This window comes from Acinetobacter sp. YH16031 (assembly GCF_013417335.1).
Lineage (GTDB): Bacteria > Pseudomonadota > Gammaproteobacteria > Pseudomonadales > Moraxellaceae > Acinetobacter.
In genome coordinates this window covers 96673-118230 of record NZ_VPED01000002.1, presented here as the reverse complement: position 1 = coordinate 118230, position 21558 = coordinate 96673, and the positions used below count along the sequence as shown (strand labels likewise).

At 42.7% G+C, this 21558-nt stretch carries 17 protein-coding genes; 13 read left to right on the top strand and 4 right to left on the bottom strand.

Annotated features, from left to right (window positions below; genetic code table 11):
• Positions 1–2: 2 nt before the first annotated feature.
• The 3 genes from lysA to FTV31_RS01690 all read right to left on the bottom strand — a co-directional run bounded on the left by lysA (position 3) and on the right by FTV31_RS01690 (position 3041).
• Entirely contained in the window at positions 3–1247 is a 1245-nt protein-coding gene (gene lysA, locus FTV31_RS01700) for a diaminopimelate decarboxylase (RefSeq protein ID WP_180012773.1), read from the bottom strand.
• A 24-nt stretch (positions 1248–1271) separates the two neighbouring features.
• Positions 1272–1505 (bottom strand): lipoprotein, encoded by a 234-nt coding sequence (locus FTV31_RS01695; protein WP_005236736.1) that lies wholly within the window; start codon positions 1503–1505, stop codon positions 1272–1274.
• Positions 1506–1637: 132 nt separating this feature from the next.
• Positions 1638–3041 (bottom strand): amino acid permease, encoded by a 1404-nt coding sequence (locus FTV31_RS01690; protein WP_166137739.1) that lies wholly within the window; start codon positions 3039–3041, stop codon positions 1638–1640.
• A gap of 321 nt (positions 3042–3362) precedes the next feature.
• Here FTV31_RS01690 and FTV31_RS01685 point away from each other — a divergent pair, with 321 nt between their 5' ends.
• Positions 3363–4709: a sodium:alanine symporter family protein gene (locus FTV31_RS01685; protein ID WP_180012772.1), complete on the top strand. Its 1347-nt coding sequence runs from the start codon at positions 3363–3365 to the stop codon at positions 4707–4709.
• Between the two features lie 73 nt (positions 4710–4782).
• Here the strand turns inward: FTV31_RS01685 and FTV31_RS01680 are convergent, their stop codons facing one another.
• A complete protein-coding gene (locus FTV31_RS01680) occupies positions 4783–5214 on the bottom strand; it encodes a hypothetical protein (protein ID WP_180012771.1) in 432 nt (143 codons plus the stop codon).
• Between the two features lie 188 nt (positions 5215–5402).
• On the opposite strand from FTV31_RS01680, the gene radA reads away from it, so the two are divergent.
• From radA to FTV31_RS01620, 12 genes are all read left to right on the top strand, one after another.
• Positions 5403–6791 carry a DNA repair protein RadA gene (gene radA / locus FTV31_RS01675; protein ID WP_180012770.1) on the top strand — a complete coding sequence of 463 codons (1389 nt, stop codon included), beginning with the start codon at positions 5403–5405 and terminating at the stop codon, positions 6789–6791.
• 117 nt (positions 6792–6908) lie between these two features.
• Positions 6909–7910, top strand: coding sequence for a Tim44 domain-containing protein (locus FTV31_RS01670; RefSeq protein WP_180012769.1), 1002 nt, complete (start codon positions 6909–6911; stop codon positions 7908–7910).
• 249 nt (positions 7911–8159) lie between these two features.
• The gene (locus FTV31_RS01665; RefSeq protein ID WP_180012768.1) at positions 8160–8684 is read left to right on the top strand and encodes a tetratricopeptide repeat protein; all 525 of its coding nucleotides are present in this window, start codon (positions 8160–8162) and stop codon (positions 8682–8684) included.
• 104 nt (positions 8685–8788) lie between these two features.
• Entirely contained in the window at positions 8789–10225 is a 1437-nt protein-coding gene (gene dgt / locus FTV31_RS01660; protein WP_180012767.1) for a dGTPase, read from the top strand.
• The gene (locus FTV31_RS01655) at positions 10222–10794 is read left to right on the top strand and encodes a hypothetical protein (protein ID WP_180012766.1); all 573 of its coding nucleotides are present in this window, start codon (positions 10222–10224) and stop codon (positions 10792–10794) included. The genes dgt and FTV31_RS01655 overlap by 4 nt, the downstream gene beginning before the upstream one ends.
• Positions 10795–10977: 183 nt before the next feature.
• Positions 10978–12360, top strand: a complete 1383-nt coding sequence (ahcY, locus tag FTV31_RS01650) for an adenosylhomocysteinase (protein WP_005236746.1) — start codon at positions 10978–10980, stop codon at positions 12358–12360.
• Positions 12361–12543: 183 nt separating this feature from the next.
• Positions 12544–13380, top strand: a complete 837-nt coding sequence (metF, locus tag FTV31_RS01645; RefSeq protein WP_180012765.1) for a methylenetetrahydrofolate reductase [NAD(P)H] — start codon at positions 12544–12546, stop codon at positions 13378–13380.
• 31 nt (positions 13381–13411) lie between these two features.
• Positions 13412–14122 carry a 16S rRNA (uracil(1498)-N(3))-methyltransferase gene (locus tag FTV31_RS01640; RefSeq protein WP_180012764.1) on the top strand — a complete coding sequence of 237 codons (711 nt, stop codon included), beginning with the start codon at positions 13412–13414 and terminating at the stop codon, positions 14120–14122.
• Between the two features lie 177 nt (positions 14123–14299).
• Positions 14300–17176 (top strand): bifunctional diguanylate cyclase/phosphodiesterase, encoded by a 2877-nt coding sequence (locus FTV31_RS01635; protein ID WP_180002092.1) that lies wholly within the window; start codon positions 14300–14302, stop codon positions 17174–17176.
• Between the two features lie 141 nt (positions 17177–17317).
• On the top strand, positions 17318–19597 hold the full coding sequence (locus FTV31_RS01630; protein ID WP_005236761.1) for an NADP-dependent malic enzyme: 2280 nt from the start codon (positions 17318–17320) through the stop codon (positions 19595–19597).
• An 83-nt stretch (positions 19598–19680) separates the two neighbouring features.
• Complete coding sequence (locus FTV31_RS01625) at positions 19681–20913, top strand: multifunctional CCA addition/repair protein (protein WP_180012763.1); 1233 nt, start codon at positions 19681–19683, stop codon at positions 20911–20913.
• 167 nt (positions 20914–21080) lie between these two features.
• Positions 21081–21521 (top strand): GNAT family N-acetyltransferase, encoded by a 441-nt coding sequence (locus FTV31_RS01620; protein ID WP_180012762.1) that lies wholly within the window; start codon positions 21081–21083, stop codon positions 21519–21521.
• The last annotated feature ends 37 nt before the right edge of the window (positions 21522–21558 follow it).

Genomic DNA, 21558 nt, shown 5'->3' with positions numbered 1-21558 from the left:
CCTTAAGGCAATAAACGCTCACGTTCCCAAAGTGATTCAACCGTTTCACGTTCACGAATCAGATGCGCCTGATCACCATCCACCATCACTTCAGCAGCACGACCACGACTGTTATAGTTCGAACTCATTACGAAACCATATGCACCAGCCCCGAGTACTGCCAGCACATCATTTTCTTTAATGGCTAGCTCGCGTTCCTTACCCAGAAAATCCCCAGTTTCACAGATCGCGCCCACCACATCCCATTCTTTTGTTTCCACATCTGTACGCGGTGTCACAGATTGGATATCCATCCAAGCTTCATATAAAGCAGGACGAATCAGGTCATTCATCGCGGCATCAATGATGGCAAAGTTACGGTGATTGGTTGGTTTCAGCAAATCCACTTTGGTCAGTAACACGCCTGCATTCGCTGAAATACTACGACCCGGCTCCATATACACTTTCAAACCCAGTTTTTCTAAAGCAGGACGCATGGCATTGGCATATTCTTCAACCGATGGCGGTGTTTCATCTTTATATGTCACACCCAGACCACCACCGATATCGATGTGTTTCAAGTTGATGCCCATGTCTTTCAGCTTGTCGATCATGTCAATCACACGATCCAGCGCATCAACAAAAGGCTGGGTTTCAGTCAACTGTGAACCGATATGACAGTCAATCCCGACCACTTCAAGATTTGGCAATGATGCTGCATAAGCATAGGTATCAAATACGCTATCTGATGGAATACCAAATTTGTTTTCTTTTAAACCAGTGGAAATATATGGATGGGTTTTGGCATCGACATCCGGATTAACACGTAGTGAAATAGGCGCTTGAACATTAAGTTCAGCCGCTACTTTCTGAATACGGTCTAATTCGGCATAAGATTCCACGTTAAAGCAAGCGATGCCTACTTCCAATGCCTTTTTAATATCTACTTCTGATTTACCCAGGCCCGAGAATACGATTTTCGAAGGTTCACCGCCGGCTTTCAATACACGAGCCAGTTCACCACCAGTCACGATATCGAAACCAGCACCCTGCTTGGCCAACACATTCAATACCGCAAGATTAGAGTTTGACTTTACCGCAAAACAGATTTGATGATCGATAAAGCTAAAAGCACGGTCCATATCCAGATAATGCTTTTCAAAAGTTGCTTTTGAATAAACATAAAGTGGTGTGCCAAATTGCTCTGCGAGCTGTTGCAGTGAACATTGCTCAGCATGCAATACCCCATTAATGCGGGTGAAACTCATGAATGTATCCTTTCTCTGAAAGTCTTAAGGAGATGGTGTTGAATCGGATTCAGCGGGTGCTTCAAACTGCTGCTTGACCGGCGCATCCTGTTGTTCATCTGATACTTGCGGTGCAGATTCAGTATTTTTATAGAGTAAATACTTGGCACGTTTATCGTAGTTTGGATCATTAGGAAGATGTAAAGCTCCCGACTGACCACAACCGACCAAGGCAAAACCGACTGTAATTAAACTGATGTAGCAAATGACCTGACGCATCTGACCACCTATATGAGTATTTTCGATGAAGTATAACGCGATCATCCGTATGACCAAAGCGCTAAACGCTAGAGAGTATATTCAGACATAAAAAAAACGCCAGCAGATCGCTGACGTTTTTATTGATATGGATTATTTATGTTTCTGTTTATAGAAACCTAAATATCCAATAATCAGCAAAATGAACCAGACCGGGCTGACCATCAAGGCACGACGGGTATCATCTTCCAGTGACAACACACCAATCATACCAACAAAGAAAATAATCACGATCCAGCAAGTCACCAATCCACCAGGCAGCTTGAATATGGATTTAGCATGCAATTCCGGACGGGTACGGTAATAGATCATGTAGCTCCAGATAATGATCAGCCATACGCAGATAAACAGAATGGTCGACAAAGTCGTTGCTAAGGTAAATGCTTCAACCGTATTCGGCACGAAGTATTGTAATGCTGCACCGAGCAATAAACAGATCGCTGAGAAATACAAAGCATTCGCTGGAACAGCACGCGAATTCAAACGACCAAAAGCTTTAGGTGCCTGTTCTTCACGAGATAAACCGAACAGCATACGGCTGGTTGAGAATACCCCACTGTTCATCGATGACATTACTGATGACAACACCACCAGGTTCATGATGATTGCAGCCGCGGCAATACCTGCCTGACTAAACAGATTTACGAACGGAGAAACATTTGGATTGATCTGATCCCATGGTGTTACTGACATCACGATGATCAGAGCCAACACATAGAAAATAATAATACGGATCGGAATCGAGTTCACCGCTTTAGGCAAGTTACGCTCTGGATCTTTGGTTTCAGCAGCCGTAGTACCGACCAGCTCTACACCCACAAAGGCGAAAATCGCAATCTGGAAACCAGCCAGGAAACCCATAGTTCCTGTCGGGAATAAACCGCCATGATCCCAGATATGGGCAAATGAAGCGACCGTACCTGCATCATTAGTAAAGCCAGTAAAGATCATCCACAGACCCACACCAATCAAAACAATAATGGCGATAATCTTGATCAAAGCAAACCAGAATTCCATTTCACCAAACAGTTTCACGGTTGCCAGGTTCAAGCCCATAATAAAGACAATAGAGGCAATACTGATCAACACGCCTTCACCCGGAGTAAAAGGCAGACCGTTATTAAAGAATTGCAAGTAATAGATAATGGCTGACAAATCCGCGATACCAATCGTGATCCAGCATAACCAGTAGGTCCAGCCGACAAAATAACCTGCCCATGGCCCGATCAGATCTGTGGCAAAATCAATAAAAGATTTATATTGCAGATTGGATAACAATAATTCACCCAATGCACGCATGACCAGAAACACCATAAAACCGATGATCATATAAATCACCAGAATGGATGGTCCTGCCAGGCTAATGGTTTTACCTGAACCCATAAACAGGCCGGTGCCAATCGCACCCCCAATGGCAATTAACTGCAGGTGCCGGTTGGATAAACTACGCTGTAGCTCACCATCTTCCGATGATGAGTGACTATATTTTTCTGACATTATTTCATTTCAACTTTGAGTTTTAATCGCGACAAATTAACGTAAAAAACCCGGAATACAAAAAGAAAATTCGCATCATTTGTATTTTCCAACTAATCTTGCAAGTTAATTTATTTTTCTTATATCAATATTCATTTATCTTTAGTCTTAGTTTTAAGGCGCAATGAATACAGGATTTTTCTTGTCAAAGCGCTGAAACTATGTAAAAAATAGAATACAAATCCGCCAATATTCGCGTTTAGGATGAGCGCGCATGGCATAGCAATTGCTTTTCAATCAACATCTCAAATAAAGCTGACACGGATAAATAAGAAGAAATTTATGCAAAATTTACAAAGCATCATGGAAACCGTCAGTGGCTGGGTCTGGGGCCCATATATGCTGGTCCTCATTGTCGGTACCGGTATATTCCTGACCATCCGCCTGCTGTTCTGGCAGTTCCGCATGTTGCCACTGGCCTTTAAACAGGTTTTTGGCAAACACCCTTCGCATGAAGGCGATATTTCCCAGTTTGGCTCACTCATGACCGCACTGTCAGCTACAATCGGTACCGGTAATATTGCCGGTGTGGCAACTGCCTGTGTACTGGGTGGTCCTGGGGCCGTATTCTGGATGTGGATGACTGCCCTGTTCGGAATGGCAACCAAATATGGCGAAGGTGTACTGGCCGTCAAATACCGGGTTAAAAATGAACGCGGTGAAATGTCTGGCGGTCCAATGTATTACATTGAGCGTGGCCTGAAATGGAAATGGCTGGCGCTGATCTTTGCGTTCTTTGGTGCTGTCGCATCTTTCGGAATTGGTAGTTCAGTTCAGTCCAACACTGTTGCACTTGCAGTAGAAAATGGTTTCGGTCTGGAAACCTGGGTTACAGGGATCGTGATCACTGCGTTTTCTGCACTGGTAATTCTAGGCGGGATTAAGTGGATTTCTAGAGCTGCTTCCTTCATCGTTCCAATTATGGCGATTGGTTATGTGGCGGGCGGTCTGATCATTATTTTCACCCATCTCGATTTAGTGGGCCCTGCACTGAAAATGATTTTCACCTATGCCTTTACTGGTGAAGCTGCCGTAGGTGGTGCGATTGGTGCGGCGATTCGTTATGGTGTCGCGCGTGGTGTCTTCTCGAATGAAGCTGGTATGGGTTCAGCACCGATTGCCGCAGCTGCTGCAAAAACCGATCACCCTGCACGTCAAGGCTTGGTTTCCATGACCGGAACCTTTATTGACACGATTATTGTCTGTTCGATTACCGGTATTGTCCTGGTAATGGGCTTCATCATGGCCGGCAGTGATTTTGGTGGACAAACCGGTGCTGTTCTGACCGTTTCTACATTTAACAAACTGCTGCCAGGTGTTGGTGGCTGGATTGTGACCTTCGGTATTATCTTCTTCGCCTATTCTACCATTTTGGGCTGGAGCTACTACGGCGAAAAATGTGCCACCTATCTGCTCGGTGAAAAATTTGTATTCCCTTATCGCATCATTTATATCGCTTCAGTATTTATTGGCTGTGTAGCAACACTGGATCTGGTCTGGCTGTTCGCAGACACATTCAACGGTTTGATGGCGATTCCAAACTTGATCGGCCTGCTACTGCTGTCTGGGGTGATCGTGAAAGAATCCAAAGATTTTATTGCTCGCCGTAAATCAGGTGAACTGTATTAATCAAATTTAAAACCCTTAATAAAAAAGCCACGTTCATCGTGGCTTTTTTTATTAGTTAAGTTTGCTAAAAATATCAGTTCACACGGCCAGAAAATTCATCGTCATCATCATGAGCTTGATTTAGATTCAAGAACTCTTCACGGTCTGCTTCAATCTCAAGCGCAGTTTCCAAGGACAATACAAAGAACAGCACACCCGGAATCTTCATCTCCCCTTCAGCATCTTCCAGATGTTCACTAACCATTTGGTAAATCGGATGGGCTTCATCAAATGGCACATCGATATAAAGATCACCTGAATAACTTTCAATTACGCCAGGCTGTTCTATGCCCATACAGGGTGCAAAATTAATTTGGCGTTGCTCCAGCCATTCCACTAGGTTCTGCCGCAAATGATAGGACTCAGCATCGGCATTTTCATGTTCGTAATTTTCAAAATGTACAAATAATACATCACGGTCTTTTTCACGTGCGATCGCATCGATATGTTTTAAAAGTTGTGGCATGTCAGGTTTCCTGTACCCGTGATGAATTTTCTCATTATAGAAGGTATTTCACTTTCATGTAGAAAGGTTAATCCATATGCGTCATATGCTGACGTAAATCAGTGACTTTTTCAGCCAAAGGTCTTGGTTTTCAGTCTCATTCACCGCTATGCTGTAGCCCCCATTCCCAATATTTATTTTCGGAAATTATGGCTAAAGCAAAAAGTGTGTATCGTTGTGAACAATGTGGAGCAGACCATCCTAAATGGGCGGGTCAGTGTTCTGAATGTGGGGAATGGAACAGTCTGGTAGAAGTCAGTATTGCGCCAGCAACGACACATCGTGCTCAGCCAAAAATTGGGGGCTATGCCGGTCAGGCAGCTGCGATTACCACCTTAAACAAAGTCTCCGTTTCACATGAAACCCGGTTGCAAACAGGGATTGGTGAGTTTGACCGAGTCTTAGGCGGTGGTCTCGTTACAGGTTCTGTGGTTCTGATTGGTGGTGATCCGGGGATTGGTAAATCAACTATTCTGCTGCAAACCGCAACCCATATGGCAGCAGGCAATAGCTCTGCCCTATATGTGACAGGTGAAGAGTCTTTATCTCAGGTGGCATTACGCGCCCAGCGTCTGGACTTACCAACTGACCAACTGAAAGTCATGGCAGAAACCTGTGTGGAACGTATTTGTGAAGTGCTGGCTCAGGAACGTCCTGCTGTTGCGATTCTGGACTCGATTCAGACTTTATATACCGAAACCTTGCAGTCTGCACCAGGTGGTGTGTCACAGATTCGTGAATCTGCAGCCCTACTGACCCGTTTCGCCAAAAATAGCGGCACTGCCCTGTTTATTGTTGGTCACGTGACCAAAGAAGGTGCCTTAGCAGGTCCGCGTGTATTGGAACATATGGTGGACTGTGTGCTGTATTTTGAAGGCCAGTCGGATTCTCGTTACCGTATGATCCGCGCAGTCAAAAACCGTTTTGGTGCAGTCAATGAACTTGGCGTCTTTGGCATGACCGATAAAGGTCTGCGTGAAGTGGCCAATCCATCTGCCATTTTCCTCAGTCGTTATGATGAAGCAATTCCAGGTTCTATCGTCATGATTAGCCGTGAAGGGACTCGCCCACTCCTGGTTGAAGTTCAGGCTTTGGTCGATGATGCCCATGGCCAGCCACGCCGTGTAGCCTTAGGGTTAGAGCAAAACCGTCTGAATATGCTGCTCGCCGTGATGCATCGTCATGGTGGTGTTCAAACATCTGGTCAGGATGTCTATGTCAATATCGTCGGTGGTTTAAAGATTACTGAAACCGGTTCTGACTTGGCTGTACTTTTAGCCTGTGCATCCAGTATCCGGACTAAAGCCTTGCCTCAGCAACTCGCTGTTTTTGGTGAAGTTGGTCTTTCTGGTGAAATTCGTCCGGTGCCGAATGGTCAGGAGCGTCTGAAGGAAGCTGTTAAACACGGTTTTAAATATATTATTTTGCCGCGTGCCAATGCACCGCAAAAACCGATTCCCGGCGTGCAGGTCATTGCTGTAGCCCGATTGCATGAAGCCCTGAGTGAAGCCATGAGCCTAAGTGACGAACTCAATTAGTTTTAATTGATAAATCTTGCGAAAAGCCTAAAAAAATACACATTTTTGATTGAAATCCCCTATAAAGCCTATATAAATAGAGTATTCAAATAAGTTTTTTTCACATAGGAAAATTGAATGGAAGTTCGACAGCGTGGTTTGATTGCAGGTCTTTTAACAGCAGCATTACTGGTTGCTCCTTTAACTGCTGAAGCAAAACGTGCCGGTGGCGGTAAAAGCCATGGTATGCAACGTTCTGCTGCGCCTACTCAATCTTATCAACAACCTCGTCAAGCTGCGCCAGCACAACAGGCTCCAGCCGCTGGTGCTGCAACTCAGCAAAGATCTGGCCCAGGTGTAGGTAGTATGGTTGCTGCCGGTGTAGCAGGTGCTGCCGTGGGTGCGGTTGCTGCCAATGCGCTGGCTGATGACAAAGAAGTACAAGCGGCTTCTGAAGCTCAAGCAGCTCAACAGCAACAAGAGGAAAAAGGTGGTATTCCTGGCTGGATCTGGATCTTGCTTGCTGCCGCTGTTGCCTTCTTCATTTTCCGTAAGATGGGCGCAAAAAAAAAAGTAGCTTCTAATCCATATGCCCCAAATAGTGGTGCTGGTCATTCAGCACCATTTGGTCAAACGCCTCCTCGCGGTGGTGACAACACCAATATTTTTGGTCAGAACGTAGGTGGTAGTACAAGCACGAATGCACCGTTTGGTTCAGCTCCGGTAAATAACGCCCCATTTGGTGCAGCCTATACCAATAGCGGCAACCAGCTTCCAGATGGAACAGAACCTGCGACTTTCTTACGTGTTGCACGTCAGCGCTTCAACCACATTCAGTCAATGAATACGGCGAGCAACATTTCAGAAATTAAACGTTACCTAACCCCTGATCTTTACCAGTCGATGTATAACGACATTATGGCAAATCAGGATCAGGACGTAGCTGAGTTCTCTAACCTGAATGCAATGGTGGTAGATTCATCGAATGAGAATGGTCAATACGTAGTAAGCGTACGTTTCACTGGTACTGTAAGTGAAGACCTGAATAGCCAACCTCAACCGTTTGCTGAAATCTGGCACTTTGTCAAACCTGCCGGCTCTCAACAAGATTGGGTGGTTGCAGGAATCCAGCAAGACTAAATTTTTATCTCATTAATCGTATATCAACAGCGGCTTTCGGGCCGCTGTTTTGTTTTCTGAATCATTGAAAACTATTTAAATTTATTCTTGTTCTCTTTCTATTCATTTTATTGTTATTCCCTTAAACAAATAGCTTCGTTTGCATGTTTTAAGCGCTATCAGTCGACTTTTGTACAAAAGCCAATTTTCAGATTAGCTTTTTTATTTTGAACCTTTTAATCTAGATACAAAGATATTTGAGATACTGACATGACTGAGCGTGTTTCTCCCCCTGCCACGCTGGCAAACCGCGCACTGGCAGGCAATGCCGAAGCCCAATTTGAGCTTGCCGAACTCTATATGCAAAGCGAGCATGACGAAGACATCATGCTAGCCGAAGAGTGGGCATTGAAAGCAGCCAATGGTGGCTGGGTTGAAGCCATGTACTGGCTCGGTGAGGGTTATACGGTTTATGCCAAAGAAATCGCTGAGGAAGACCCAGAAGATTCTAAAGCTCACTTTGAGTTAGCCTATTACTGGTTGAGCAAAGCCAATTTCGAAAAACACCCTACGGCAACTTTGGAGCTGGCTGGCTTTTACCGTCGTGGTGATGTGGTCGAAAAAGATGTTGAAAAATCTATCGCTCTTGTAAAGCAAGCAGCTGAATGGGGTGAAGTTCAAGCCATGCGTGATCTTGCCTTTATTTATGCCAATGGTCTTGGTGTGGTCGTTGATGACATACAGGCAGATTACTGGACTAAGAAAGCAGATGAAATTGAGCAGGACATAGAATAAAAATATTGTTTAAGATAAAAATATTTATACCCTAATAACTTGAATTTTAAATAATAGTCTCAATTTTGGATGGATAAATAAAATTTTATCCATCCAGAGGAAATATGCAAACTTCAGTACAACAAGTTGAAAAGTTATTTAGTTATTTAAAAGCTGATCGTCTACGTTCTGCTACACGTGCAGATGCAACATTGTTAGAGGCAGCAGAAAGTGATCGTGGACGTGTAATAAATGCCGCAGCATTCCGACGACTTCAACAAAAAGCTCAAGTTTTTCCATTAGAAGCAAATGCTTCTGTACGTAGCCGCTTAACTCACTCCTTTGAAGTATCTCAAGTTGGTCGTTATATTGCGCAGAGTATTATCAGTACTCTATTAGACCAGCATCCTAGTCTGAAGACTCAATTACAATACGATGTTTTAACTGCATTTGTTAGTACAGTAGAAACAGCTTGTCTTCTACATGATTTAGGCAACCCACCCTTCGGTCATTTAGGTGAAGCTGCAATTCAAGAATGGTTCACAAAATTTATTGCAGATTTTGAAGGATTAAGCGGTGATGATAAAAAAAATCACCCTCTAAATGATATTAAATTAGATGAATTTGATTTAACAGAATTTGATGGTAATCCTCAAGGTTATCGCATTGTAAACTTATTAAATGGTGAGGATTGTCATGGACTAAATTTAACATCATCCTTACTACTTTCAATCGTTAAATATCCATGGTCTAAAAGTACAAAACCTGAAGATAAAATTAGCAAAAAGAATGGTTTATTTAATACTAGTTTAGATTCCTATAACACTGCCTGTAATCAACTTAATTGGTCACCGTATAAATCATTCCCATATATGCAAATTATGGATATGGCAGATGAAATTGCATATTCAATGAGTGATCTAGAAGATGCCCTAGATAAAAAAATCATCAGTAGAGAAGAACTTTTAAAGGTTTTTAAAGAATATTGTGTAGAGGAACATATTGATTTCCAATCTACCTTTGGAGTGCATGCTGATCAGTTTCTAGCATTTTCATTTATTAAGTTTAAAACGCCTATTATTCATAAAGCTGTTAAAGAAGTTGCTGAGCAATTTTGCGTAAACTTAGAGAAAATACTTTTAGGTGAGAAAGTTGATTTATTAGTCAAGGATTCAAATACAAGCAAATTACTGAGGAAAGTAAAAAAAATTGCAATAGCTCGCATTTACTCTGATCCATCAGCAGAAAAAGTTGAGTTGGCTGGTAGAAATATTATTCAAGGATTACTGAATCACTATGAACTTTTATTAAAATTACCTAAAGAAAAATTTGAATCTTTGATTCTGAATGAGAACATTCGAAAAAATAAATTAGATTTTGAACTACGCCTATTTAGAAGATTACCATCTACCTATGTCGATAAATACCGTACTGCTACTCTTCAAAATCCTGATAAAGAATTTTTATATCGTGCACATTTAATTGTTGATTACATTTCTGGAATGACCGATGATTTCGCATTAGAAATGTATCAATTATTAGAAGGTATTCGAATTCAATGATCAGCAAAGATCATCCCTTTTATCTAATCCAATCCGTCTTAGACAATGAATCTACTTATTCATTGTCTAAGTATATTTATTTACCTGATTCTTTGTCAGATGAAAGAGAATTTGTTCATCCTAATGGAACAGAATTTACTGAAATATATATTTCAAATTTAATCAACTCTTTAAATAGTAATCAGGAGCTTGCTTTTCATTCGAATATAAAAACCAAATATGGTAAAACTTACCATGTACCTATGATTGATTTTACAATCAAAAATGAAATTACACGTGAAGCTTTTTATAGACTCAACAACTTTATAGATAAAAAAATTTTTCAAGAGATGACTTTTTTTTCTAGTGGTCATTCTTTCCATGCGTATTCAAGAAAGTTGCTTACCCATAAAGAATGGCTATCTTTCATGGGCAGCCTTTTACTCGTCAATCCTGTAAATGCAGAAAACTCTATTATTGATACACGCTGGATTGGACATAGAATTATGAGTGGTTACGGCTCATTAAGATGGTCAAATAATTCTGGAAAGTATTTACAACTACCTAAGCGTTTTGAAATTAAGCTGTAACTCTCTTTCCCCTCTTTTAAATTCCAAGTACAATACCCCGCTAGTCGAGGGATGCTGCGACGTTTTACAGGTACGAAATGTAAAAGCGCCAGGCTCGACGATCGGTCCAACTTTTTCTAGACAGACCAACAACGGCATCCGCGAACTGAATGATCAATTATTGTTTTTTATAAGGAGATCGTGATGAACGCGGTTAATGCTTCATTTACAGATTATAAAGTTGCCGATATTTCCCTAGCTGACTACGGCCGTAAAGAAATCAAACTTGCAGAAGCTGAAATGCCAGCCCTAATGGGTCTGCGTAAACGCTACTCAGCTGCTAAACCGCTTGCTGGTGCCAAAATTCTTGGCTGTATCCACATGACTATTCAAACTGCGGTTTTAATTGAAACTCTGGTTGAATTAGGCGCTGAAGTTCGCTGGACTTCTTGTAACATCTTCTCTACTCAAGATCACGCTGCTGCTGCAATCGCTGCTCGCGGTATTCCTGTATTTGCTTGGAAAGGCGAAACAGAAGAAGAATACATGTGGTGTCTTGAACAACAGATCAATGTGAACGGCAAACCTTGGGATGCCAACATGATTCTGGATGATGGTGGTGACTTAACTGCTGTTGTTCACGAAAAATATCCTGAACTGATTGCAAAAATCCACGGTATTACTGAAGAAACAACTACAGGTGTAGCACGTCTTCTGGAAATGTGGAAAGACGGCTCTCTGAAAGTTCCTGCGATCAACGTCAACGATTCAGTAACCAAGTCTAAAAACGACAACAAATACGGTTGCCGTCACTCTCTAAATGATGCGATCAAACGTGCAACTGACATGCTGCTTTCTGGCCGTCGTGCATTAGTGATCGGCTATGGTGACGTAGGTAAAGGTTCTGCTCAGTCTCTTCGTCAAGAAGGTATGATCGTACGTGTATCTGAAATCGATCCAATCTGTGCGATGCAAGCATGCATGGACGGTTATGAAGTGGTTTCTCCATACAAAAATGGCGTTCAAACTGGCAAAAAAGAAGATGTGAACGTTGATCTTCTTCAAAATACCGACCTGATCGTGACTACCACTGGTAACTACCACGTATGTGACGCTGCAATGTTAGATACACTGAAAGCTGGCGCAGTGGTTTGTAACATCGGTCACTTCGACACTGAAATCGATACTAATTACCTACGTGGTTACAAATGGGTTGAAGTGAAACCTCAAGTACACCAAGTATATCGTTCAGAAAATGAAAATGATTACCTGATCCTGCTTTCTGAAGGTCGTCTGGTAAACCTGGGTAATGCAACTGGTCACCCATCACGTGTGATGGACGGTTCATTCGCGAACCAAGTATTGGGTCAAATGCACCTGTTCGCTGAGAAATTTGCGGATCTTCCTGAAGATCAAAAACAAGCAGCGATTCGTGTAGAACTGCTTCCTAAGAAATTAGACGAAGAAGTTGCTGCTGCAATGGTTGCCGGTTTCGGTGGTGTTCTGACTCAATTGACTCCAGAACAGGCAGATTACCTAGGTGTACCTGTTGAAGGTCCATTCAAGTCTGATGCTTATAAATACTAATTTTTGATTTCCACCTCACCCCGGCCCTCTCCTATAAGGAGAGGGAGATTTCCATTGTGAAAATTGTTATAGGGTAAATCTTAAAGACTTTAACTATCACAATGGTAGTCCCTTCTCCCTCTGGGAGAAGGTTAGGATGAGGGTAATCTATAAAATACAAGTATTTATAAAAAGGATTTGAACATGTCTAAACAGATTCCAATTTCTTTTGAGTTTTTCCCGACTAAAACTGATGCGGGTGCAGAAAAACTTAAAACCGTACATCAAGAACTACAACTGCTGAATCCAGAATTCTTCTCTGTGACTTATGGGGCTGGCGGTTCAACACGTGAACGTACTTTATCTACGATTAATGATTTTAACGGTAAAGGCACACCCGTTGCTCCTCACCTGTCTTGTATCGGCGATGACAAAGCGCGTATCGCTGAACTGCTTGATTTGTATAAAGCACAAGGGATTGATCGTATTGTCGCACTGCGTGGTGACTTGCCATCTGGTCAGGTGGGCCTAGGTGAATTGCCTTATGCACAGGATCTGGTTCGCTTTATCCGTGAACATTCAGGTGATCATTTCCATATCGAAGTTGCGGCTTATCCTGAAATGCATCCTCAAGCAGACAGCTTTGATAAAGACATTCAGCACTTTGTTGATAAAGTAAATGCTGGCGCCAATGCTGCCTTAACCCAGTTCTTCTTTAATCCAGATGCATACTTCTACTTTGTAGACCGTATCCAGAAAGCTGGAATTGATATTCCGGTTGCGCCGGGTATTATGCCGATTACCAATGCCAGCAACCTGATTCGCTTCGCAGATGGTACAGGCGCAGAAATTCCACGCTGGATTCGCAAGCAACTGGCAACTTATGGGGATGACACTGCAAGCATTAAAGCCTTTGGTCATGAAGTCGTGGTGAAATTCTGCGAACGCCTGATTGCTGGCGGTGCACCAAGCTTGCACTTCTATACCATGAATACCACTGATCCAACCCGTCAACTTGTTAAAGACCTCGGTCTTGCATAAGTAAAATACCTGATTTGAGAGTAAAACTTTAATGCCGCGTTTTTTTATTGAAGCTGATTTAGCAGTAGATACCACTGTAGAACTGACTGAAACAGTGTTTCATCATTGGGTTAAAGTTTTACGCGCTCAAGTCAGCGAAAAAGCCACCCTGTTTAATGGACAAGGTGGTGAATATGAAGTTGAACTGGTTGAAGTTTCCAAAAAGTCGGCTGCTGTACAGGTCAATAGTTATAACCCTACTGACCGCACACCAAAATTTAAAGCTTTGCTTGGCCAGGTCATGAGTAAAGGTGACCGCATGGATTATGCGATCCAGAAAGCGGTCGAACTGGGTGTATCTGAAATTCAGCTTTTAACCTCTGAACGCTGTGAGATGCGCCTGAAATACGACCGCGACCAGAAAAAACTGGATCACTGGCAAGGTGTAGCCATTGCCGCCTGTGAACAGTGTGGAATGAACATTGTCCCTAAAATTTTAGCGCCAATGTCACTTGAAAAATGGCTGGAAACCGATCTTCCTACTACCAAACTGGTGCTAGCGCCAAATAAAGAAGAAATTGATGTTCTGGCGAATGCCACGCCGGATATTGCTTTGCTGATTGGCCCTGAAGGCGGCTTGAGTGAAGCAGAAATCCTAGCGGCGAATGCGCAAGGCTTTGTCAATTGGTGTATTGGTGAACGTGTGCTGCGTACCGAAACTGCTCCTGTCGTTGCCCTCTCAATTTTGAATTACACTATTTAAGCGGTCAAAATTGTAAAATTTAGTTATTAATTTTATTGATTTTTATTTATAAGCACTCTACTCTTGAGTCAATAATAATGAAACACATATTGATTGATTTAAGAATCATTCAGGCTTGAATAAAAATTAAAATCTAGGATAAGCACCGTTCAGGACGAATACAAGGCACTTAGTTATATGATTGATAATCAAGAGGCTTATATCAAAGAGCACTTGCATCGTGCTCAGATTGCGAACACGCTTCGACATAGCCGATATTTTCTGTTAAGTATCATGATTATTTGCCTCTATATTTTCTGTGTTTATCACATTCAATATAGCTTATCGAATAGTTATTTTAATCTCTGGTTTATCCTGACTGAAATTACCGTCAGCATGTGCTGGCTCATCAATACCCTATATTTTAAACCTGAACAATATCAACTCAAAAACGCACATTACTGGTTACAGATTCAGAGCCTTGCGGTAGGTTGCTGTATCGCTTCCGGTATTTCCCTGATCTATTATTACTTGCCGCAGGCCAATATTAATTTTGATGAAATAGAAGCACTAACCCTTTCGGCTTTGCTATTAATCGTGACTCAAGCCTTCGGTCTGACTTATTTAACCCAGAAGCTCAGTTACTTTTCACTGGTATTTTTACCTTCATTAGTACCCTTTTTACTCTTTCAGTTTTTTCATATTTCTGGTGCCAATCCGGTCTTTGGTCTAGCTCTAAATTTTGCAGTTATTGTGATCCTGCTCTGTGCCAATAGTACCTATCGTATTCACACACGTACTTCCCGCCTTTATGCGGAAAATGAATTACTGGTGAGCAATGCCGAACAGCAGGTCGCCTGGACGGATGAACTGTGCAAACAGTTACAGACTGAAGTCAATAAATCAAAAGATATCGAACTGGAGCTACAGCTCAGCAATCAGTTACTGGAACAGAAAGTTCGTGAACGTACTTATGATATCGAACAGATTAATATTGATCTGAAAAACCAGCAGCAAAACCTTGAGCTGACCCATGAAATCGCCGGCATCCGTCCATGGGACTGGAATATCAAAGACCGCAGTATTTTGCTGACCAATCATAAAGATGAGAAGGTACAACGGAAATCCAGTGAGCATCATTTGCAGTTACAGCATATGATTCATCCCGATGATTTGGCTGCGTTTAAAAGCAATATGAAACAGCACCTGCGTGGGAAAACTGAGCGCTATGAAGTAACTTACCGGATTCAGCAAGCGCCGGGAGTCTGGAGCTGGGTACATGATGTAGGCCGGGTGATCAGTCGCGATCCCGAAACTCACCGTCCTTTACGCATGGTTGGAATTTTACGAGATATTCAACAGGAACGTAGTTCTCAAGAACGCTTGAAACTGGCAGCAAGTGTAATTGAGCAGGCGGCTGAAGGAATCTTCATTTTAAATGATGAATTACGTTATATCGAAGTGAATCCTTATTTCGAGAATTTGTCCGGTTTTGAACGTAATGAAATTCTAGGTAAATATCTGTTTGATATTACTGCAAGTCATAAGTCACAGCAGCGCAGCATTCATTCCAATATCATCAAGCAAGTCGTGAAAATCGGTTCCTTTGATGGCGAACTGAGTGAAAAATTCCTGTCCGGCAAAGAAATGCCACTCTGGTTGCATATCAATGCGATTACCGATGATGAAGGCCGTATCACCCACTATATCGGCATTGTCTCTGATCTGACTGAGCGTAAATTACAGGAACAGCGCCTGTCTTATCTGGAAAATTATGACACGCTAACTGATTTGCCAAACCGTTTTTACTATAACTACCAGCTGCATCAGTATCTGATGACGCAAAAAGATTCCATCAAGAAAATGGCGGTGATTCGACTCAATATCGACCGTTTCCGTCCATTGAATGAATACCTGTCTAATAATGGTGGTGATGAGCTGTTGCGTCAGGTGGCACAGCGCTTACGTCTGACCAATGCAGAAGCCCTGTTTGTTGCCCATCTAAATGGTGACGATTTTGCGATTTTGTATGAAATCTCGCATATTCGCCCATCTGTACAGGAACACTGTCAACGAATTGCTGAAGCCTTCCAGGCTCCTTTCCATATTTTCGGCCAAGATTATGTGATTACCCTGTCGATGGGTGTAGCCTTCTATCCAGATCATGGTCGTCAGTTAGACTATTTAAATAACTGTGCAGAACAGGCGCTGAGTGAAGCCAAAAATCTAGGCGGGAATACTATCCATTTTTACTCCAATGAAAATACAGCTTTGCTAGAGCAAGGAATTTTCATTGAACGCGATCTGCGTAAAGCCATCCAAAATGGCGAACTCGTAGTTTATTATCAGCCGAAAATTAATTTCAATGACCAGCATATTTATGGCTTTGAAGCTTTAGTGCGCTGGAAACATCCAGAAAAAGGCATCATCCCACCTAGCTTGTTTATTCCTTTAGCCGAACAGACCAGCCTGATTTCCGAGATCGGCCGTCTGGTAATTCAGCAAACTGCCAAACAGATTCGTGAATGGAATGATCTTGGCTTTCATAATATCTGTGTCTCTGTGAATATCGTGGCACAGCAACTGCGTCGTGGTCAGTTACTCGATGATCTGGATCAGGCCATTAGCGAAAACCAGATTTCTGGCACCAGTCTGGAACTGGAAATTACTGAATCTTCACTGATTGAAAACTCTGAATCTGTCAAAAATCTGCTGAACCAGATCAAGCAGCGCCAGATTAATATCTCGCTAGATGACTTCGGAACTGGTTATTCTTCTTTATCCTATCTTGCCGATTTTCCTATTGACATCCTTAAAATTGACCGCAGTTTTGTTTCTAAAATTGGTGAACATAAACAGGAAGCGATTGTCAGCGCCATGGTCGCGATGGGTAAAGCCATGGGCATGACTGTCGTCGCTGAAGGTATTGAAACTGAAGAACAGCTGCAATATCTGCGTGATTTAGATTGTGATATTGCCCAAGGCTACTTCTTCTCCAAGCCATTGCCGGAACTGGAAGCAACTGCATATTTAGAACAGAATCGCGTCGCTGAAACTTATATATATCAAGTCTAAGTCTATATCTACCTCGAATAAGATTGTCGCAAAAATGGTCGACTTTGACTGGGCTAAGTGCTTAACAAATGTTATATTCAGAGCCATAAATGCAATTTTTTACCCGCTTTCTGGGTAATCTTTACAACGATAGAGATACAGATGGACGAACAATCTTTAAAGCAGCAGGCTCTTTACTATCACGAATTCCCTACTCCAGGAAAAATCAGCGTTACACCAAGCAAACAATTGGTCAACCAACGTGACTTAGCCCTTGCTTACTCGCCTGGCGTTGCCGCACCATGTCTTGAGATTGAACGCGATCCTTCAACAGCTGCACTTTATACCGCACGCGGTAACCTGGTTGCAGTGGTCAGTAACGGTACAGCAGTTCTTGGTTTGGGTAATATTGGCCCACTGGCGTCTAAACCAGTCATGGAAGGTAAAGGCGTACTGTTCAAAAAATTTGCGGGTGTTGATGTATTCGATATCGAAATTGCTGAAAATGATCCAGACAAGATTGTTGATATTGTCGCTTCTCTAGAGCCCACTTTTGGCGGGATCAACCTGGAAGACATCAAGGCTCCAGAATGTTTCTACATTGAACAAAAACTTCGTGAACGCATGAAAATTCCTGTGTTCCACGATGACCAACATGGTACTTCAATCATTGTAGGTTCTGCTCTTCTTAATGCTTTGCAATTAAACGGCAAAAAAATTGATGAAATCAAGATCATTGCTTCAGGTGCCGGCGCTGCTGCCCTGTCTTGCTTGAACTTGCTTTGTGCCCTTGGCGCGAAAAAAGAAAATATCATCGTTGCTGACTCACGTGGTCTATTAACAACTAAACGTGAAGGTCTGGACGAATCAAAAAAAGCATATGTACAAGACATTGATGCCTCTCAAATCGGTGACGTGATTGCAGGTGCAGATATGTTCTTGGGTCTTTCTGCAGCCGGTATTCTCACCAAAGAAATGGTGAAACTGATGGCCAAAGATCCAATTATCTTTGCCTTGGCGAACCCAGATCCAGAAATTCTGCCTGAACATGCACACGAAATTCGTGATGACGTGATCATGGCGACTGGCCGTTCTGACTATCCGAACCAGGTAAATAACGCACTGTGCTTTCCTTATATCTTCCGTGGTGCATTAGACGTTGGTGCCACCACCATTAATGAAGAGATGAAAATTGCCTGCGTACACGCAATTGCACGCATGGCACATGTAGAAGCAGATGCTGCATCTTATGGTGAAAAATCAGCTTCTTTCGGTCGTGATTACCTGATTCCTGGTCCACTGGATCAACGTCTGATTCTGGAAATTGCGCCTGCAGTTGCACAAGCTGCAATGGATTCTGGCGTAGCGACTCGTCCGATTCAAGATTTCTCGGCATATCGTCAACGTCTGTCTGAGTTTGTTTACAACTCAGCTTTCATGATGAAACCAATCTTTGCACAAGCTAAAACAGATCCTAAACGTATCGCTTATGCAGAGGGTGAAGACCTGCGTGTACTTCGTGCTGCGCAAATTGCAGTGGATGAAGGCTTGGCTAAACCGATTCTGGTGGGTCGCCCAGCAGTCATCGAAGCCAATATCAAGAAATTGGGCTTACGTCTTGAAGATGGTGTCAACATCACCATCGTGGATCAGGAAAAGAACCCGGATTACGAAAAATTTGCAGACGACTATTATAACCTGATGCAACGTAAAGGTGTAACGCCTGAATATGCACACCGTGAAGCACGTCGCCGTTCTACCCTGATCGCTGCGATGCTGGTACGTCATGGCATGGCGGACGGTATGTTATGTGGTACTTACTCAAGCTACGACATCCATCTAGACTTTGTCAGCAATGTCATCGGCAAACAGGATGGCCATAATACCTTCTTTACCTTAAATGCATTAATGCTGGAAGAGCGTAACCTGTTCATCGCGGATACCTACATCAACCGTAATCCAACAGCTGAACAGCTTGCTGAGATGACGATTCTAGCTGCTGAAGAAGTACGTCGTTTCGGTATTACACCGCGTGTTGCCCTACTTTCTCACTCTAGTTTCGGTTCAGACCAGCACGATGCCAGCGCACAAAAAATGCGTCGTGTATATGAAATCCTTTCTGAAACTGCACCTGAGCTTGAAGTTGAAGGTGAAATGCATGGTGATGCAGCATTAGACGAAAATATCCGTCAGTTTGCATTCCCGAACTCTCGTTTCAAAGGTTCTGCAAACCTGCTGATCATGCCAAATCTGGATGCAGCCAATATTTCGTTTAACCTGTTAAAAGCAACTTCAGGTAATAACGTGACCATTGGTCCTATCCTGCTTGGTGCTGCGAAACCTGTTCATATCCTGACACCAACTGCAACGACTCGTCGCGTAGTGAATATGACTGCGTTAACTGTCGCTGAAATTCAGGAAGCAGAAAAAAACGCGCTTTAAGGAATGTACGCATCAGCGTAACTTCTTGACTTGAGAAAACCTCTATTCTGTAGCATGATGCTTGTAAGAATAGAGGTTTTTTCATGCAAGTTTATTTAGTAGGCGGTGCAGTTCGGGATCATTTACTTGGACACCCCTATCACGAAAAAGATTATGTGGTTGTCGGCGCGACGCCGGAACAATTGCTTGCTAAAGGTTTTCAACCTGTTGGCAAGGACTTCCCTGTTTTTCTTCATCCTGAAACCAAAGACGAATATGCTCTGGCACGTACCGAACGCAAGTCTGGCTATGGTTATCATGGTTTCGAATTTTATACCGATATCAATGTCACCTTGGAAGAGGATCTGATCCGCCGTGACCTGACCATCAACGCCATGGCCATGGATGATTCAGGTAAGATTTATGATCCTTATGGCGGTCAAAAAGATCTGGCTGATCGTGTACTGCGTCATGTATCAGAAGCTTTTGTCGAAGATCCTTTACGTGTTTTAAGGATTGCCCGCTTTGCTGCGCGTTATCAACATCAGGGTTTTAGCATTGCAGAAGAAACGTTGGTGCTGATGAAGCAGCTTACGGAATCGGGCGAGCTTAATGCATTGACACCTGAGCGGGTCTGGAAAGAAACCACACGCGCACTGATGGAACAGGATGCAGATGTGTATTTTGAAGTATTACGTAGTTGTGGTGCTTTAAAAGTGCTGTTCCCGGAACTGGATGCCTTATATGGCATTCCGCAACGTCCTGAATATCATCCGGAAATTGACTGTGGTATTCATACCATGATGTCTTTACAGCAAGCCTGCCGCCAAAATTATACTCTGGATGTTCGTTTTGCAGTTCTGGTTCATGACCTGGGTAAGGCATTAACCCCTGTTGAAGAATTGCCACGCCATATCATGCATGAAGAACGTGGGATCAAACCGGTAAATGAGCTGTGTGAACGTTTAAGAGTTCCGACTCATACCAAACAGCTGGCATTGGCAGTTTGTAAAGAACACTTAAAATGTCACCAGGCTTTTAACTTAAAACCTGGCACTTTATGGCGTTTATTACAGCGTCTAGATGTTTTACGTCGTCCTGAACGTGTTGAAGCGTTTGTACAGGCTTGTGAATGTGACTCCCGTGGACGTTTGGGTCTAGAAAATCGTGCTTATCCTCAGGCTCAATATGTGCTGGATGCCATGCAGGTCGTACGTAGCATTAAAGCACAAGACTTGCCACCAGAAATTCAAGGTCCGGATATTGGTGAAATGCTGATTGAAAGACGGATTGCGGCTTTAGCAGAACTGAAAGAACAGCATAGTGCCATACTTTAAACATTAGGCTCCTTCAAGGGGCCTTTTTATTTAATATCTGAAATCTCATTCATCTCGATTTTCTATATAGATAGCAATAATTCTTTGAAGCTACTGTGCACTTTCAACACTTAAGCAAAGTAAATATTGATTATGATTGATATTATTTTTAGTTAAGAATATGTCTAATGACTTATCTCATCCGTCAACTGGATCTTGAAAAAGACCTGTATGACGTTCATCAACTCACGATTCAGCTTGGCTATCCCTCTACGCTGAAAAGTATCAAACAGCGTTGGGAACGGATTCATCAAGACAGTCATTATCAGACACTAGTTATAGAACAGGATTCACATGTGATCGGCTATGCCGGTTTTATTCAGGAATACACCTGGGAATTTGACGGTGGATATTTAAGGATTCAGGCTTTTGTAATTGATCAGGCCTATCGTGGAAAAGGTATAGGCAAGCAATTAATGGCTGCTATTGAACAGATTGCAAAAGAGCAAGGCTTCAAGATGATTCAGCTCAACAGCGGAAATCGCGAAGAACGCTATCCTGCGCATGCCTTTTATCAAGGACTGGGATTTGACAGTTACAGTATTGGATTTCGCAAGAATCTGGAATGATCAGCCAGTCATAACCAGCTGATCAATCGTGAATTTA